The 18022-nt window shown below is 45.7% G+C and carries 16 protein-coding genes, 1 rRNA gene and 1 riboswitch; of the genes, 1 reads left to right on the top strand and 16 read right to left on the bottom strand.

Features of this window, described 5'->3' with window-relative positions:
- From purD to HP456_RS08555, 15 genes are all read right to left on the bottom strand, one after another.
- A partial coding sequence (gene purD, locus HP456_RS08625) for a phosphoribosylamine--glycine ligase (RefSeq protein ID WP_172250056.1) occupies positions 1-1244 on the bottom strand: 1244 nt, incomplete at its 3' end.
- Positions 1245-1585: 341 nt separating this feature from the next.
- Positions 1586-3121: a bifunctional phosphoribosylaminoimidazolecarboxamide formyltransferase/IMP cyclohydrolase gene (gene purH, locus HP456_RS08620; protein WP_172250054.1), complete on the bottom strand. Its 1536-nt coding sequence runs from the start codon at positions 3119-3121 to the stop codon at positions 1586-1588.
- A 76-nt stretch (positions 3122-3197) separates the two neighbouring features.
- A complete protein-coding gene (purN, locus tag HP456_RS08615; protein WP_172250052.1) occupies positions 3198-3773 on the bottom strand; it encodes a phosphoribosylglycinamide formyltransferase in 576 nt (191 codons plus the stop codon).
- A gap of 13 nt (positions 3774-3786) precedes the next feature.
- The gene (gene purM / locus HP456_RS08610) at positions 3787-4827 is read right to left on the bottom strand and encodes a phosphoribosylformylglycinamidine cyclo-ligase (RefSeq protein WP_172250050.1); all 1041 of its coding nucleotides are present in this window, start codon (positions 4825-4827) and stop codon (positions 3787-3789) included.
- Between the two features lie 11 nt (positions 4828-4838).
- Entirely contained in the window at positions 4839-6260 is a 1422-nt protein-coding gene (purF, locus tag HP456_RS08605) for an amidophosphoribosyltransferase (protein ID WP_172250048.1), read from the bottom strand.
- Positions 6236-8470, bottom strand: a complete 2235-nt coding sequence (gene purL / locus HP456_RS08600; protein WP_172250046.1) for a phosphoribosylformylglycinamidine synthase subunit PurL — start codon at positions 8468-8470, stop codon at positions 6236-6238. The genes purF and purL overlap by 25 nt, the downstream gene beginning before the upstream one ends.
- Positions 8454-9140, bottom strand: a complete 687-nt coding sequence (gene purQ / locus HP456_RS08595; protein ID WP_172250044.1) for a phosphoribosylformylglycinamidine synthase subunit PurQ — start codon at positions 9138-9140, stop codon at positions 8454-8456. Before purQ ends, purL begins: the two co-directional genes overlap by 17 nt.
- A complete protein-coding gene (gene purS / locus HP456_RS08590; RefSeq protein ID WP_172250042.1) occupies positions 9137-9391 on the bottom strand; it encodes a phosphoribosylformylglycinamidine synthase subunit PurS in 255 nt (84 codons plus the stop codon). The genes purQ and purS overlap by 4 nt, the downstream gene beginning before the upstream one ends.
- Positions 9379-10104, bottom strand: coding sequence for a phosphoribosylaminoimidazolesuccinocarboxamide synthase (gene purC, locus HP456_RS08585; RefSeq protein ID WP_172250040.1), 726 nt, complete (start codon positions 10102-10104; stop codon positions 9379-9381). The genes purS and purC overlap by 13 nt, the downstream gene beginning before the upstream one ends.
- A gap of 109 nt (positions 10105-10213) precedes the next feature.
- On the bottom strand, positions 10214-11509 hold the full coding sequence (purB, locus tag HP456_RS08580) for an adenylosuccinate lyase (protein ID WP_172250038.1): 1296 nt from the start codon (positions 11507-11509) through the stop codon (positions 10214-10216).
- A gap of 1 nt (position 11510) precedes the next feature.
- Positions 11511-12659 (bottom strand): 5-(carboxyamino)imidazole ribonucleotide synthase, encoded by a 1149-nt coding sequence (gene purK, locus HP456_RS08575; RefSeq protein ID WP_376766202.1) that lies wholly within the window; start codon positions 12657-12659, stop codon positions 11511-11513.
- A complete protein-coding gene (purE, locus tag HP456_RS08570; RefSeq protein WP_172250036.1) occupies positions 12652-13131 on the bottom strand; it encodes a 5-(carboxyamino)imidazole ribonucleotide mutase in 480 nt (159 codons plus the stop codon). Before purE ends, purK begins: the two co-directional genes overlap by 8 nt.
- A 187-nt stretch (positions 13132-13318) precedes the next feature.
- Positions 13319-13420, bottom strand: a riboswitch (purine riboswitch).
- An 87-nt stretch (positions 13421-13507) separates the two neighbouring features.
- On the bottom strand, positions 13508-13708 hold the full coding sequence (locus HP456_RS08565; protein ID WP_172250034.1) for an NETI motif-containing protein: 201 nt from the start codon (positions 13706-13708) through the stop codon (positions 13508-13510).
- Positions 13705-14238, bottom strand: a complete 534-nt coding sequence (locus HP456_RS08560; RefSeq protein ID WP_246288884.1) for a DUF2179 domain-containing protein — start codon at positions 14236-14238, stop codon at positions 13705-13707. Before HP456_RS08560 ends, HP456_RS08565 begins: the two co-directional genes overlap by 4 nt.
- A 588-nt stretch (positions 14239-14826) precedes the next feature.
- Entirely contained in the window at positions 14827-16341 is a 1515-nt protein-coding gene (locus HP456_RS08555) for a DHA2 family efflux MFS transporter permease subunit (RefSeq protein ID WP_172250032.1), read from the bottom strand.
- Positions 16342-16500: 159 nt separating this feature from the next.
- On the opposite strand from HP456_RS08555, the gene HP456_RS08550 reads away from it, so the two are divergent.
- Entirely contained in the window at positions 16501-17373 is an 873-nt protein-coding gene (locus HP456_RS08550) for a TetR/AcrR family transcriptional regulator (RefSeq protein WP_172250030.1), read from the top strand.
- A gap of 522 nt (positions 17374-17895) precedes the next feature.
- On the opposite strand, the gene rrf is transcribed toward HP456_RS08550, so the two are convergent.
- Positions 17896-18012: ribosomal RNA gene (gene rrf / locus HP456_RS08545) — 5S ribosomal RNA — on the bottom strand.
- Positions 18013-18022 lie beyond the last annotated feature (10 nt).

Below are 18022 nucleotides of genomic sequence, written 5' to 3'. Positions count from 1 at the left end.
TTGCCTATATCACTTCTGTAAAAGAGACCTAACCATTGAAGCTTTTTTAAGTGTTCATAAACGGATGCATGGGCTTTTTCCACTGTGTCTGCTTCGGCAGCAATCAACATTACCCTGCCTCCGTCAGTAACCAGTTCCCCTTCTTGATTGAAAGCTGTTCCGGCATGATAAATGAGTGCTTCCTCATCAAGAGTCTTTAGCTCTGGCAGGCGTATGCCTTTTTCATAAGTCTCAGGATACCCTTCGGATGCCAATACCACTCCCATAACGGCTTCTTCTTTCCATTCAAGATCCACTTCACGGTCTTCCAAAAGATCATGAATGACCATCCCAAAATCGGATTTCAGCCGAGGAAGCACAACTTGTGTTTCAGGATCCCCGAATCGTGCATTGAATTCAATCACTTTCGGACCATCGGAGGTGAGCATGAGCCCCGCATAAAGAATGCCGGTAAATGAACGTCCTTCTTGTACCATGGCTTCAGCTGTCGGTACAAGAACCGTAGCTACAGCTTCTTTCACAACCTCTTCCGAAATATGCGGAACCGGCGAATAGGCACCCATTCCACCTGTATTCGGCCCTTGATCTCCATCGAAAGCCCGTTTATGGTCTTGAGCAATTACCATCGGATACACCTTCTCACCCTGTACGAAGGCCATCAGGGAAAACTCTTCACCCACCAAACATTCTTCCACGACTACTTTCACGGATGCATCCCCAAACTTTTTATTCAGAAGCATTTCTTGCAGCGCTTGAATCGCTTCATCTTCTGTCTCTGCAACCACGACCCCTTTGCCGGCTGCAAGCCCGTCTGCCTTGATGACAATCGGAGCTCCGGATTTCTTGATATAAGCGGTGGCTGCATCTATGTCTGTAAACACCTCATAGGCTGCCGTCGGGATATTGTACTTCTTCATCAACTCTTTCGAAAAAGATTTGCTTCCTTCTATGATAGCGGCGTCTTTTGTTGGTCCGAAGACCTTTAAACCACGCGCCTGAAACTCATCTGCAATCCCTTCAAGCAGCGGATTTTCAGGTCCTACGATTGTAAAATCTATCTGTTTTTCCTTTGCAGCAGAAATTAATGCCTCACTGTCTGTTTCATTCACCGGTATCAACTCAGCAACGTCCCCGATCCCGGGGTTACCGGGTGCGCAAAAAACATCGGTCACACTATCACTTTCAGCCAACCTTTTCACAATCGCATGCTCGCGGCCGCCGCGACCAATCACAAGTACTCTCATTAAAAATTTCCCCCTTATACCAAACCCCTCCTTTTATTAAATAACGAGGAGGGGTGAAATTTGATACGGGATTGATCCTTTATCAAGATAAAGGCAAGTCCCTCATTGCGGTAGCGTTCTATAGTATTATGATGGATCCAGGTGAGAGAGTGGGTGTAACAGTGGTGTGTGCACGGTACAATTCTGGGTCACTTGCACCTGATACACACCGTTTTAGAATGGTGCCTGGCACAAAACACTTCATTTGTGCCTGGCTCAAAACAGCCGAATTGTGCCTGGCACCCCTGATTCCCCACCAAAAGCCGGCAGTCAGACAACCATATCTCATCTGCTCATATATCTTAGTGCTTAAAATGACGAATTCCGGTAAATACCATGGTCATTCCGTGTTCATCCGCTTTCTTAATCGAGTCTTCATCACGAATCGATCCTCCCGGCTGGATGATCGCTGTAACGCCTGCTTTGGCTGCTGCCTCCACAGTATCATCCATCGGGAAGAAGGCGTCTGAAGCCATGCTGGATCCGACGGCTCTTTCACCCGCTTGTTCTATTGCGATCTTGGCTGCACCTACACGGTTCATCTGCCCTGCACCCACTCCGATGGTCATTTGAGAATCGGTCAGGACGATAGCGTTTGATTTCACGTGCTTCACTACTTTCCAGCCCAGTTTCATGCTTGCCCATTCTTCCTCGGTCGGCTCTCTTTTTGTCACGACTCTTACATCAGCATCATCAAGAGTAAAGGTGTCATCTGATTGGACGAGAAGTCCGCCCTCCACCGTGGTGATTTTCTGCTCAACATTATTGGTGGATTCGAATGGTACCGTCATTAGTCTGATGTTCTTTTTACTTGAAAGAATTTCAAATGCTTCGTCACTGAAGGATGGTGCTATGACGATTTCCAGGAAAATTTCATGAAGCTGTTTGGCCGTTTCTTCGTCAACCACCCGGTTCAATGCCACGATGCCTCCAAAGATTGAAGTCGAGTCTGCTTCATAGGCTTTTGAGTAAGCTTCGTTAATCGTCTCACCCACACCGACGCCGCAAGGATTCATATGCTTGACAGCGACTGCAGCAGGTTCAGTGAACTCTTTGACGATTTGAAGAGCTGCATTTGCATCATTGATATTATTATAAGACAACTCCTTGCCGTGCAGCTGTCTTGCCATCGCTACTGAAAATTCAGAACCAAGCGGGGCACGATAAAAAGAAGCTTTCTGGTGTGGATTTTCCCCATAACGCAGGCTTTGTTTCAATTCGTAAGTCATCGTGACGCGCTCCGGATTCTCCTCTCCGGATACGTCTGTCATATACTCAGCGATATACGCGTCATATGCTGCCGTATGGCGGAACACTTTCGCAGCAAGCTTGCGGCGGTTCTCATGAGATAATTCTCCATTCAGCTTTAAGTCAGCGATTACATTGTCATAGTCCAGTGCATCGACGACAACCGTTACATATTCATGATTCTTGGCAGATGCGCGCAGCATCGCAGGTCCGCCGATATCAATATTCTCAATTGCTTCCTCGACTCCGACATTCGGCTTTGCGATTGTTTGCTGAAAAGGATACAGATTCACACAGACAAGGTCGATCCCTTCGATTCCCTGCTCCTCAAGCTGTTGTCGGTGGGATTCTTCGCCCCGCTTAGCAAGCAGACCTCCGTGAATGGATGGATGAAGAGTTTTCACCCGGCCTTCAAGGATTTCCGGAAAGCCTGTTACATCTTCCACTCCCATGACTTCCACATCATTTTGAAGGAGAAGCTGTTTCGTTCCCCCGGTAGAAATGATCTCATATCCCAATTGCTTTAACTCTTGTACGAATTCCACGATTCCACTTTTATCTGACACGCTGATTAACGCTCTTTTTTTCACTATGGCTCCTCCTCTAACTGCTCACTATTTATTAACCTTTCAGCCCGCAACTCTACGCATTACCACCATGCCATGTTCAATGGCCTGTGGTGAGGAAGAGGTGGTTCAGGGTGGTGCGGTACAGATGGTGTTCGACGTGCTGGATTTTGTCTTGGAGCGATTGTCTTGTCTCTCCATTTGTCACGCGCACGATTTCCTGCGCGATGATTTCTCCTGTGTCCATCCCGGCGTCCACGAAATGAACCGTGACGCCCGTGATTTTCACACCTGCCTCAAGAGCCTGACCGATTGCATCCTTCCCGGGGAATGCAGGCAGAAGCGAAGGATGGATGTTCACAATCCTTCCCCCATAGCCTTCAAGCAGGGTGGGACCGATCAGCCTCATATACCCTGCCAGCACGATGAAGTCCACTCCTTCGATCTCTAGCTGATGTAAGATTTCCTGTTCGAATGCTTGTTTGTTTTCAAAGTCCTTTGCCCGGAACACATAAGCGGGAATCCCTGCTGACTGCGCCCTTTGAATGACAAAGGCTCCTGGCTGGTCGCACACTAAAAGACTGATGTTGGCTTTCAGGGTACCAGCTTGGACAGCATCTACTAACGCTTGAAAATTAGTTCCGCTTCCTGAAGCAAAAATGGCAATCTGTCTCATGACTAAGCCTCCATTACTGACTCGGTTTTTGTACGATTTGTACTCCTTCTCTGTTAGAAACCTTACCGATGATGCAGGCTGCTTCTCCCTGTTCGTTCAGGAAACCGACGATGTCTTCGGCGTCACTCTCGTCGACTGCAAGCACAAAACCAATCCCCATGTTGAAGATATTGTACATTTCTTCCTGAGGGATGCCGCCGTACCGCTTCAGTGCCGCAAAGATATCCGGTATTTCCCAGCTTCCCTCGTGAATGACAACTCCAAGTCCGTCAGGCATCATCCGTGGGATATTCTCGATGAATCCTCCGCCGGTTATATGTGACATGCCATTAATTTTGTACTGGTTTAATACAGCCAGCACCGGTTTCACATAAATTCTGGTCGGTGTAAGGAGCGCTTCCTTTAGTGTGCTTTTCAATTCCGGTAAAGATTCTTCCAAGGAAAAAGCATGATCTTCAAAAAAGATCTTCCGTACCAAAGAGTATCCATTACTGTGTATACCACTCGAGCCCAGTCCGATTAACATATTTCCTTCAGAAATATTTTCTCCTGTGACAATTTGTTTCTTTTCGCACGCACCCACTGCAAAGCCGGCGATATCATATTCATCATTTGTATACATTCCCGGCATTTCCGCCGTCTCGCCGCCAATCAGTGCACAGCCCGCCGCTTCGCATCCGTCCGCAATCCCTTTAACAATACCTTCAATCTTTTCCGGCCGAGCTTTCCCCGTTGCTATATAATCCAAGAAATACAAGGGCTCCGCTCCCTGAACGACGATATCATTCACGCACATTGCGACACAGTCGATGCCAATCGTGTCGTGCCGGTCCGCCATGAACGCCAGCTTCAGCTTCGTCCCGACACCGTCCGTACCCGATACCAGCACCGGTTCCTTCAAACCGAGCTGCGAAAGGTCAAACATGCCGCCAAAGCTCCCCAGCTGCCCGAGTACGCCTTCGCGTGCAGTCCGTTTCACATGCTTTTTAATCCGTTCAACCGATTCATATCCTGCTTCTATATCCACGCCTGCCTGCCGATACGCATTTGCCATCTCAATTCCCCCTATTTCACAAGCTCTTTTTCATGCGGATGAAGTGTATCCGGGTAGATTTCTGTCGGATACTTCCCGGTGAAACACGCAAGGCACTGACCGCGGTTCTCGGATGAATCATCTCGCCCGATGGCTTTCAATACACCATCCGTACTAAGGAACGTCAATGAATCTGCACCGATGATTTCGCGCATTTCTTCCACTGAATTAGAAGAAGCGATCAATTCTTCATGAGTGGAGGTATCGATTCCATAAAAACATGGATTCTTGATTGGAGGCGAGCTGATGCATACATGCACTTCCTTCGCTCCCGCTTCCTTCAGCATGCTGACAATCCGCCTGCTCGTCGTACCGCGTACGATGGAGTCATCCACCATCACGACCCGCTTTCCTTCCACTACTCCTCTTACCGGGGAAAGCTTCATTTTCACACCCTGCTCACGAAGAGACTGGGATGGCTGAATGAAGGTCCTTCCGACATAGCGATTTTTGATGAGTCCCATTTCATACGGGATTCCAGAAGCTTCCGCATAACCGATTGCGCTTGAAATACTGGAGTCAGGCACCCCCGTTACAACATCCGCTTCGATTGGTGCCTCTTGTGCAAGCTCCATCCCCATCCGTTTACGTGCTGAATGAACGTTGATACCCTGAATATTGCTGTCCGGTCTTGAAAAGTACACATATTCCATCGTGCACATCGCATTGCCATTTGAATAACTAAATCGTTCAGAGGTAATGCCCTCATCATTTATGATCACAAGCTCTCCCGGTTCGATGTCACGGACAAATTCAGCTCCAACGATATCAAAGGCACAAGTTTCTGACGCGACACAGTATGCATCACCGATTTTCGCAAGTGACAAGGGACGCAGACCATGCGGATCAAGGGCCACCATCATCTCTGTTTCTGTCATGACCAGGAACGCATAAGCCCCTTTCAACATTGTCAGCGCATTTTTCACCCGGTCCTTCAATTGATAATATCCGCTTCTTTTAATCAAATGTGCGAGGACTTCCGTATCTGAGCTTGTTTGAAAAATGCTGCCCTGCCCCTCAAGCTGATGCTTTAAGGCGTTCGCATTGACCAGATTCCCGTTGTGAGCCAGCGCAAGCCCGCCGCTCTGCGAGTTGAAAAGAAGAGGCTGAACATTCTCATAACCCCCGCCTCCAGCCGTCGCATAGCGGACATGCCCGATTGCGCCGAATCCTGTCAGTTTCTCAATCGAGCCTTCCTGGAACACTTCCGTTACGAGTCCTTCCCCTTTATGGCCCCGCAGGCTTTCACCGTCCGAAACGACAACCCCGGTGCCTTCCTGCCCGCGGTGCTGCAAACTGTGTAGTCCGTAATACGTAATTTGAGCAGCATTGGGGTGTCCCCATATACCGAACACGCCGCACTCTTCGTTTAAACCTTTGATTTCAGTAAGCATGGAATCGCTCCTCTCCAGGCTGATTCAAGTTCCCCGACTGACGCTTGTAAAAGAACTTCGGCTCTGCGGGTTGCTATAGTGATCTCTCCATCTTTCTTTACCGCTCCAACAGCCTTTGCTTCCCCTACCAGCTTCTCAAACTCTTCCCTATTCTCAGGTTTCACAGACACAAGGAATCGGGATTGCGTCTCACTGAACAGATCCGACACATGACAGTCACCGTTAACGATAATTTCAGCCCCCAGCCCATTCGTACCGAACGTTGATTCTGAAAGCGCGACAGCCAGTCCGCCTTCCGCTATATCGTGGGCAGAAGCAACCAATCCTTTTTGAATCGCTTCTAAAAGCTGCATCTGACGACGAAGCTCGATCTTTAAATCAATGGATGGTGCCTGTCCGAAGATCTTCCCTTCCGTCAGCTTCTGCAGCTCACTTCCGCCGAATTCCTCACGTGTTTCCCCGATGATATAAATGAGGTCTCCAGCCTCCTTGAAGTTTTGGGTCATAATATGATCAACATCTTCAACAAGACCGACCATGCCGACTACCGGTGTCGGGTAAACGGCTGTACCCATTGATTCGTTATAGAGTGATACATTCCCTCCGATAACCGGAGTTGAAAGCTCACGGCACGCTTCGCTCATCCCGTCCACTGACTTTTCGATCTGCCAGAAGATTTCAGGTTTCTCCGGGTTTCCGAAGTTCAAACAGTCTGTGATTGCAAGCGGTATTCCACCCGAACACACGATATTCCGTGCAGCTTCCGCCACGGCAATCTTCCCGCCGACTTCAGGGTCTAAATACAGATAGCGCGAATTACAATCCGTGGTCATCGCAAGTGCTTTTCTCGTACCGCGCACACGCACAACTGCTGCATCAGAGCCCGGGCTGACAACCGTGCTTGTTCTTACCTGGTGATCATATTGGTCGTAGACCCATTCCTTGCTTGCGATCGTCGGCTGCTGCAATAAAGCAAGCAGAGTTTCTTTATTATCATCCACTTTAGGTACCGGCGTTTTCATCGCTTGAAACTCTTTATAGTAAACCGCTTCTTCAGATGGTTTATTGTAGACTGGTGCTTCCTCCGCAAGTGCATCAACCGGGACATCCGATACCACTTCCCCTTTATGAAGAAGGCGAAGGCGTTTATCATCTGTTACCTTCCCGATTGAAACCGCTTCTAGGTCATACTTTGAAAACAGGTCGACGATTTCCTGTTCGCGTCCTTTTTCAACAACAATCAGCATACGCTCCTGTGATTCTGACAGCATCATTTCATATGCCGTCATGCCTCTCTCACGCTGAGGCACCAAATCAAGATTCATCTCGATCCCAGATCCGGCTTTGGACGCCATCTCTGCAGATGAGCTGGTCAAACCTGCTGCTCCCATATCCTGAATTCCTACCAATGCATCGTTCTTGACCAGCTCAAGACATGCTTCAAGGAGTAATTTTTCCATGAATGGATCGCCTACTTGAACGGCCGGGCGCTTCTCTTCAGACCCTTCGTTCAGTTCCTCTGAAGCAAACGTGGCACCGTGTATCCCGTCACGGCCGGTCTTCGCTCCGACATACATCACGGTATTGCCGACACCGTGTGCCTGTCCTTTTTTAATATCTTTATGATCGATCAAGCCGACACACATGGCATTGACGAGCGGGTTTCCTTCGTACGAAGCATCGAATTGGACTTCCCCTCCGACTGTTGGGATTCCGATGCAGTTTCCGTAACCGGCGATCCCGGCCACTACTTCTTTAAATAGATACTGAACACGAGGAGAATCCAGCTCTCCAAAGCGTAAAGAGTTGAGGAGTGCAATAGGTCTCGCTCCCATCGAGAATACATCACGAATAATGCCCCCGACACCCGTCGCTGCTCCTTGATATGGTTCAATCGCTGAAGGGTGGTTATGACTTTCGATTTTGAACACCACTGCCTGATCATCGCCAATATCAACAATCCCAGCTCCTTCTCCAGGTCCTTGAAGAACACGCTCGCCCGTCACCGGAAACTTCCTTAGGACAGGCTTGGAATTTTTATAGCTGCAGTGCTCTGACCACATGACCGAGAAAAGCCCGGTCTCCGTGTAGTTCGGTGTTCTTCCCAGGATGTTTTCCACCATTGAAAATTCTTCGTCTGTTAATCCCATTTCACGATAAAGCTGTTCTTCTTTCACCTTTGATGGGGTTGGTTCAAGCATTAACGACATGTTTTTCCCTCCAGTGTTTGACAATCGATTGAAAGAGTTTCTTCCCGTCTTCACTACCTAATAAAGTATCCATCGCACGCTCCGGGTGAGGCATCATGCCAAGGACATTCCCGCGCTCATTCGTAATTCCCGCTATATCAGCCACACTGCCATTCGGGTTATTCATGCTGTAGGTGAACGCGATTTGATTGTTCTCCTTGAGCTTCGCAAGCGTTTCTTCATCACAGAAATAGTTCCCTTCACCGTGTGCGATCGGTATCTGGATTTCCGCTCCTTTTTCATAGCTGCATGTAAACATCGTTTCATTGTTCTCAACCGTTAGAGGAACGGTTTTGCAAATGAACTTCAAGCTGTCATTTCGGCGCATCGCTCCAGGTAACAGTCCTGTTTCCAGCAATATTTGAAACCCATTGCATACACCCAGAACCGGCTTTCCTTGTTCTGCCGCTTGAACGACTTCTTTCATCACATTTGAAAAACGGGCAATCGCACCTGAACGGAGGTAATCCCCATATGAGAATCCGCCAGGCAGCAGAATGGCATCATAGTCTTCAAGAGAAAGGTCATCATGCCAAACGTAGTCGACCTCTTCACCGATTTCATCTTTGATCGCATGGTACATATCAATGTCACAGTTTGAGCCTGGAAATACAATCACCGCAAACTTCATTGAGACACACTCTCCTCGATCTCATATCGATAATCCTCGATCACAGGGTTAGCCAGTAGACGGTGGCACATCTCTTCGACCGCTGCCTCCACATTTTCGACAGTTGATGGAAGGGTTAGCTCCATATACTTTCCGACGCGCACATCTTCAACGGACTTGAACTCCATTGAATGAAGGGCTTGTTTAACAGCACTTCCTTGAGGATCCAATACACTTTCTCTTAACGTGATGTAAACTTTTACTTTGTACATAAGTCATTTCCTCCCAAGCGTTCTAAAATGATTGAATATACTTCTGTTAAACTTCCTAAATTTCTTCTGAAAACATCCTTATCAAGCTTCTGTCTCGTATCTTCATCCCATAATCGGCATGTATCCGGTGATATTTCATCCCCCAGCAGGATCTTTCCGGAACGGTCTTTTCCGAATTCCAATTTAAAATCTACTAAAAGGACTCCTGCATCTTTAAAGATTCCTTGAAGGACTTCATTTACTTGAATAGCCTTCTCTCTTAACTCTGCACGCTCTTCCCAAGTGGCAATCTCCAAATAATCAATGTGATCATCCGTGATCAATGGATCGCCAAGGTCATCATTTTTATAATAAAATTCGATGATCGGTTTCGGCAGCGGCGTTCCTTCTTCAACTCCCAGCCGTTTCGAAAGACTTCCTGCCATCACATTCCTCACGACCACTTCAATTGGGATGATCTCCACCCGTCTGACCAGCTGCTCATAATCGGATAATTGCTTAATGAAATGACTGTCGATTCCTTTTTGAGCCAGCTTTGAAAATAGCAGACTCGAAATCTTATTATTTAATACCCCTTTGCCATCGATATCCGCTTTCTTTTCCCCGTTAAAAGCAGTGGCGGAATTCTTATACTGGATCCAAACGACTTCCTCATCGCTCGTGGAGAAAATTTGTTTCGCTTTGCCTTCGTATAAAAGCGTCCCTTTTTCCATGCGAAATCCCCCTGTTATCATAATTTTGACAATCTTCAGTCTATATTTGGATAAAAAAAGGGAGGGATTCGTCTAAAACCCCTGCCCTATGTATTTGTCGAAGTTCTTATTACACCAAGCCGCAGCGTTCAAAGATTGTATCGACATGCTTCAGGTGATAGTTATAATCGAAGCAGTCATCAATTTCTGCAGGCGCAAGCTTGGAAGTGATGGTTTCATCTTCTTCAATAAGCGAACGGAATGCAACCTGTTTCTCCCATGCTTCCATCGCTTTAGGCTGAACCGTATCATATGCTTCCTCACGCGTCATGCCTTTATCAATCAGGGCAAGCAGAACGCGCTGCGAGTAGATCAGGCCAAGCGTACGATCCATGTTGCGCTGCATATTCTCCGGGAAGACCGTCAAATTCTTCACGATAGTACCGAAACGGTTAAGCATATAATTAAGAGCGATCGTCGCATCCGGCAAAATCACACGTTCTGCAGATGAGTGAGAGATATCACGCTCATGCCATAACGGTACATTTTCATATGCGGTCATCATGTATCCTCTGATGACACGTGCCATGCCGGTCATATTCTCTGAACCGATCGGGTTTCGCTTGTGAGGCATGGCCGATGAGCCTTTTTGACCTTTTGCAAAAAACTCTTCCACTTCACGTGTTTCACTCTTTTGCAACCCGCGCACTTCAACCGCAAACTTCTCGATGGATGTGGCAATCAATGCAAGTGTCCCCATGTAGTGGGCGTGACGGTCACGCTGCAGCGTTTGAGTCGAGACTGGTGCAGGCGTGATGCCGAGCTTTTCACAAACATACTTCTCAACGAATGGATCGATATTTGCATATGTTCCGACCGCACCGGAAATCTTACCGAATTCCACTCCGTCCGCAGCTGTTTTAAAACGCTCGACGTTACGCTTCATCTCTTCGTACCAAAGAGCAAGCTTCAAACCGAATGTCGTCGGCTCAGCGTGGACACCATGCGTTCTTCCCATCATCACCGTATGTTTATGCTCGATCGCTTTGTTTTTCAAAATCTCCACGAATCGTTCCAAGTCCTTCAGGATAATTTCGTTCGCCTGCTTTAATTGGTAGGAAAGAGCCGTATCCACCACGTCCGTTGAAGTAAGACCGTAATGGACCCATTTTCTTTCTTCTCCCAGTGTTTCAGAAACTGCTCTTGTGAATGCCACGACATCGTGTCGGGTTTCTGCTTCGATTTCTTTAATGCGCTCGACATTGAAGCCTGCGTTTTCACGAATCTTCGCTACGTCCTCTTTAGGAATGTCCCCGATTTCAGCCCATGCTTCACATGCTAAGATTTCAACTTCAAGCCAAGCTTGAAACCGATTTTCCTCAGTCCAAATTGCTCCCATTTCCGGGCGTGTATAACGTTCAATCATTTCATCGTCCTCCGATCTTTTCCTGTACGTTCCAAATCCCCGCTTCATTCACATCAGTGATCGTTTCCTCGATATCCTCTGTCAGAATGGTGACATGTCCCATCTTCCGTTTCGGCTTCGGTACATCTTTGCCGTAAAGATGGATGAACCAGTCCGGTTGTTTTGGAATTGCCTTCATTATTGGCTCTATATGCTCTCCTAATAGATTAACCATCACAGCGTCCTTTAATAAGGAAGGCTGAACAAGCGGCCAGTTACAAATCGCTTTGATATGCTGGTCGAATTGAGAGGAATCACACGCCTCGATTGAATAATGTCCTGAGTTGTGGGGTCTCGGTGCCAGTTCATTGATATAAATGGCTCCGTCCTCCGTCAAGAACATTTCAATGGCAAGTGTCCCTACCAAATCAAGCGTCTCGCTGATCTTCTCCGCCATATCAATTGCTATTCGTGAGATTCTATCCTCGATACGCGCCGGAGCAATCGTTTCATGCAGTATATTATCGACATGAATATTCTCCACTACCGGGAAATGCGTTTGCTGTCCACCCGGGTTCCTGGTCACAATGACAGAAAGTTCTTTTTGAAAAGGGATCCACTTTTCCAGCACGCATGGTCCGTTTTCCAAAAGCACTGCAGCATCGCTCACTTCCTCCACTCTGCGAATCACAAATTGACCCTTGCCGTCATATCCGCCCCTTGATGTTTTCAAAACAGCTGGATAGCCAAGCTTTTCTATATTATCATAGATATCTTCTTCCTGTTGAATCACAGCATAAGGAGCCACTTCTACTCCTGCAAGCGTCAGGGCTTCCTTTTCTTTTATGCGGTCCTGCGTGATGCGGATCAGCTCAGCTCCCTGAGGCAGGTAAGCTCTTGCAGACAGCCATTTCAACGCGTCATAGTCGATATTCTCGAATTCATAGGTAATCACATCCGACACGTCGGCAAGGCGGTCCAATGCTTCATACTGATCAAATGGTGCGGTAATCACCAAGTCGGCAACCTGTGCACAAGGAGAAGAAGGTGAAGGATCCAAGACCGCTATCCGAAAGCCATTATGCTTTGCAGAGAGAGCCATCATCCGGCCCAGCTGTCCTCCGCCGATGATTCCGATTGTCTGTCCCGGTAAAATTGTTTTCTTATTCAAGGTCATCACTGCTTTCCAACACCTTCTCTCTTAAGGATTCCCGTCTGTTTTCTAACGTGTCAGCCAATTTTTCGTCCTCAATGGATAAGATCTGGGAAGCCAGCAGTCCTGCGTTTGTCGCACCAGCTTTTCCGATCGCCACCGTCGCTACCGGCACTCCCCCCGGCATCTGTACAATGGAGAGAAGCGAATCCATTCCATTCAGCGCCTTCGATTGAACCGGCACCCCTATGACAGGAAGTGTCGTTTTCGCAGCAACCATGCCTGGAAGATGGGCAGCACCGCCTGCCCCTGCAATGATTACCTTTATTCCTCTATCTCTCGCAGATTCTGCGTATTCGAACATATAATCAGGTGTTCTGTGAGCCGATACCACCCGTTTTTCATATGGAACCTCGAGCTCATCCAGAATGTCGCATGCATGCCTCATCGTTTCCCAGTCTGATGTACTTCCCATAATAACAGCTATCATAATTGTGACAGGCACCTCCCACTAGTAATCTTTACATAAGCTCTTTTTGCAGCTTTGTTACCTTTCATGCAAAAAAATACCCGGATCAATTGATCTCTGCATAATGAGAGAAAGCAATTGATCCGGGTATTTTAACCGTACAAAAAGAGAGCCCTTCGAGTCAGGGTCTTTAAGACGCTTCTGTATCCAGACATTCACTTTCCCTCATAGTCCGGCCGTTTACGGCAGCCAGGTAGAAACTTTCGGGCCATATTCCCATTATTATATGAGGGTATTCGATTTATTTGTCTTCATCATAACGCTATTTTACTGCACTGTCAACGAATAATCGAACGATTTTAAATGTCTGAAAATTAATGTTCGGATTCTAATGAAATCACCCTTCTATTTTCTTTCCTTCGAATACAATTGTCTGTCTAACAGGGACAATCTCTGTTTTACCGCCGGCCTTCTGCTCTTCAAAAACAGGTCTCTCCATCCTTCTGACAGGCATATAACCTGCCTCCTTCATACGATCCAGACAATCACTTATCGTTTCATTCTCTTGTACCTCAAATAAGAACTTCTTTTTACTCATATTTTAATGTTTCCTTTTCGTATATTTCGAACAGCCTTCACCCAGAACCCGCCGTGAATCGTTTTCGGTTCATACGCAATCATAAAAGCTTTGGGATCCAGCTCTTTTATCGTCGCATACAACTTCATCTCATACTTTCGCGGAGTCAAGATCTGAAGCGCCATTCGACTTCCTTCCAGGCCGTTCGCTTCCCAGTTCGTCACACCATACCCTTTTGAACGGAGCTGGTCGGGAAGTGCCTTATCATATTCCTTCGTTATGACATTAACCGTAATATACCCTAGTGCGAGCTTCTCTTCAATCTTCATGCCGACCACAACACCTATGCCATAACCGACAGCATAGGCAATCAAATTCTGGATCTCATTCAGGTTATCAAGAACCAGGCCAAGCCCCACAACATAAATGACCACCTCAAATGTACTCACAAATGCCGCAAAATACCGATAGCCCTTCAGCGTTAAAATCATCCGTATTGTAAAAAAAGACACGTACACAATATTTATCACTAAGATGATCAAGACCATCATGACACTATTCTCCAACACCTTGTCATTCCTCCTTTGCCACACAATACCGAAATTAAGTATTAATTCTACTAAAAAACAGGTAAAAGTTGAACCATTCTACGTGAAATAATCTATGCAGTGTCATTGACAATTTTTAGAAAAAACAGGCCTGCTAGTCTTTTTCCTTTTTTTTCAGGGAGGAAACCTTATTTTATAAAGTGAGAAAGGATTTTCTCATCAAATTCTAATCCACCTTTAATAGTTTTCACTTTTTAACCGTTTATCATTAGACTTGCTTATGAATAAAGATTTCACTCCTTTCAAGAGGAAGCGCCACTTCCTTCGTGTTTAAATCTTTATAAAATGAGGCTCATTCTAAATTTCTTTATTTGGGGACAAAAGCTTGCTGTAGCTTTTGTCTATTTTTTTGCGCCAGTTTATGGCCTGCTGTTGATTTGCGCCGATAAAGTTTGAAATAAATTGTTTTATTACCTTTAATCAAAAGATGCAATTGCCGTAAACCTTATAAAGTTCAAAAAAAAGGTTCAACGATATCCCTGATAAAATCATCAAAAATGTCGTTGAACCTCAAATTTTATTATATACCTGTTATACTGTTGCAGGCTTGGATGCAGGTTTTTTGCTTTGGTTTTCGATTTTATTCACAGCATCGGAGCTAGTGTCAACTCGTTTAACAAATAAGGCAAGTACTAATGCAATCATATTCATTCCTAAAGCCACATAGAAAGAATATTGAATCCCCGCTAATAGTGATTGCTGCGTCAATGCAGCTGTCGAAGCCTCAGTGATCGTCGCAGGATCAACACCGCTCATCAGACTTTCGGCTTCGGTTTTCGCTACAGAGTTCATAATTGTAATAAGGATTGCTGTCCCGATAGAACCAGACACTTGCTGTGCAGTATTGTTCACTGCTGTCCCATGCGGATTCAATCGATTTGGCAGCTCATTCAAACCATTTGTCATTATCGGCATCATCACCATCGACATACCAAACAGACGCAAGGTATAAATCATAATGATATGTGCGTAACCTGTATCCAGCTGTAAATGAGCCAGCATATACGTTGAAATGGCTGTAATGGCCAGGCCGGTCAGGGATAAAAGACGCGGACCGAATTTATCGAATAATTTACCAGTGATCGGCGACATGATTCCCATGATAATCGCGCCCGGAAGCATCATCAGTCCGGAATCCAAAGGTGAAATACCTCGGACGCTTTGAACGTACGCAGGCGTCAAAATCATACCTGAAAACATAGCAACAGCGTTGACGATTGCAATCACAGATGCAAGAGCAAACATCGGGTACTTGTAAACATGTAAATCCAGCAGAGGCTCATCAATCTTAAATTGACGGACAATAAACGCGATCAAGGCAATTCCGCCGGCAATCAATGTCGTCAGAACGATTGGATCCGTCCAACCATCTGAACTCGCCGTACTGCAGCCGTATAATAATCCCCCAAATCCGATACAGGACAATACAAGAGATAAGTAATCAAGTGTTGCACTGCTGTTTTGTTCCATGACATTCCTGAACTTCCAAACAGCCAATAATAAACTGATGACTGCTAAAGGCAGAATCATTTCAAACAGTAAACGCCAGTCGTGATGTTCCACGATGTACCCGGATAGTGTAGGTCCGATTGCAGGTGCGGTAATCATGACCAGACCGAAAATTCCCATCGCAGCACCCCGTTTTTCACGCGGGAAACTGACTAACATCACGTTCATTAATAATGGTCCCATCACTGAAGAACCAGCAGCCTGGACCATACGTCCAGTGAGTAATAAACCAAAATTCGGTGCAAATGCTGCTAATGCAGTCCCTAGTGTGAAAATTGCCAGCGATGTAATGACCAGGCTTCGATTCGAGAAGCGGGTAATTAAAAATGCCGATGCCGGAATCAAGATACCACTGACAAGCATGTAGCCAGTAGCCAGCCATTGAACTGTAGAGTAATCAGCAATCTCCAAATCAATCATGATGGATGGCAAAGCCACATTCAATAATGAGTTATTTAAAAATGCCACGAAAGCGCCAACGAATAGAATCCCAAGCATTAGATATGGTGGTTTTTTATGTTTTAAAGCAGAATCCATTTTCTCATCCCTTTTTACTTTTTCATTTTATTTTGCTACCCGAATTATTTTATACCGATAGTCCAAAAAAAGCAACACTTTTATACTCATTGTATAAAAGTGTTGTATTTCCAGAATAAGAAATCTATACTACACTATAGAGACAGACTGGAGGAAGGTATGACTAATCGAAAAAGGAAAGTAGCAGACATAGCATTATCGTTGTTCATCGAGAAGGGATTTCAACAAACTTCAATTCAGGAGATCATAGAAAAAGCAAATATATCAAAAGGTACTTTCTACAATTACTTTTCATCAAAAAATGATTGTATCGCCGATATTTTGGAGTATCTTCGTTATGACACAAGCCAACAGAGGATCGCCATGCAAATCGGCAAAGATAATCAAGATCGCGAAGTCTTTATTGAACAAATCACCATCCTGATGAAATTGAACGAAGAACGTAACTTAAGTGTTCTGTTCGAGGCCATCTTGTCTTCGAATGAAGCAGAGCTGAAGAAATTAGTGATGCAGCACCGTATATATGAAATGGATTGGCTATCTAATCGTTTTATTGAAGTAATGGGAGATGAGATCAGGGAAGTTGCGTTTGAAGCAACCGTCATGTTTTACGGCATGCTGCAATACTTGTTATTTACAATGCGTGTGACGAACACCACTTATTCTTTGAAACATCTGGCAGATGTCGTCCTATCCTACATCGAACTGATCATCCCTTATATGCTTGAAAATGACAGTTCAGTCCTGAATCATTCAGCCATTGATTTATTGCAATCGAATATAAATAAAAGCACGATAACCCTGACAGATATCTTGACCCGTGCTGCTGAGCTGCAAAAGCAGCATACATTTAACGAAGAACAGCAGGATCTATTGGATGCAATCACGAACGAATTACAACGTGAACGCATTCGTAAAAGTGTACTCAATCCATTATTGAAGCCTTTTAAACAACTATTCAATAACACAGACATGGAAACACACGCTCATAAATTTACGAATATGGTATGGTACTTCTTGAAGTCAATCTAGCAAGTGCATATTTTATAAATGAAAGCTGCCGAAAATGTGCAGCTTTTTTTGTTTTCATATGTGTTCAGGACTCAGTATTCAGTGTTAGCCAGAGGAACGGATGAGTTATTGGGAGTTGATCTATCTAGATGCCCGGCAGGCAGGAGTCACTTTGGGACCATTCAGTATTAAATCAGAGGAACAGGACCGGCAGCTTCAATGATGAGACGGCGTCCGAAAATATATTACGCAGAATGATAATATGGACTCCTTATTTGATAATCACAAAAAGTATGATACAAGCATTTTTAGGTTTGATAATAGAAATTCAATACTTTCGAATGTTGATAATAAAATCGTCGTTTTCGATAAGTGGATAGCTGCTGCAATCGAGCCATGACTGAATGGGGATTTTGGAGTGAAGCGAAGGCATTTTAGAGGAATTGGAAATCGATGAAGTCAAAAGACAGATGATCAGACTTAAAATCAATTGCGGACAATACAAAAAAAGAGCAACTCCCAAGAGCTACTCAATTCCTATTTGCCTGGCGACGTCCTACTCTCACAGGGGGAGAGCCCCCAACTACCATCGGCGCTGAAGAGCTTAACTTCCGTGTTCGGCATGGGAACGGGTGTGACCTCTTCGCCATAGTCACCAGACGAATATTTA

The sequence above is a fragment of the Bacillus haikouensis genome (assembly GCF_013179555.1).
In the GTDB taxonomy this organism is placed as follows: Bacteria; Bacillota; Bacilli; order Bacillales; family Bacillaceae_B; genus Rossellomorea; species Rossellomorea haikouensis_A.
Note: the sequence above shows the minus strand (reverse complement) of the source record. Positions and strands in the feature narration are given on the sequence as shown.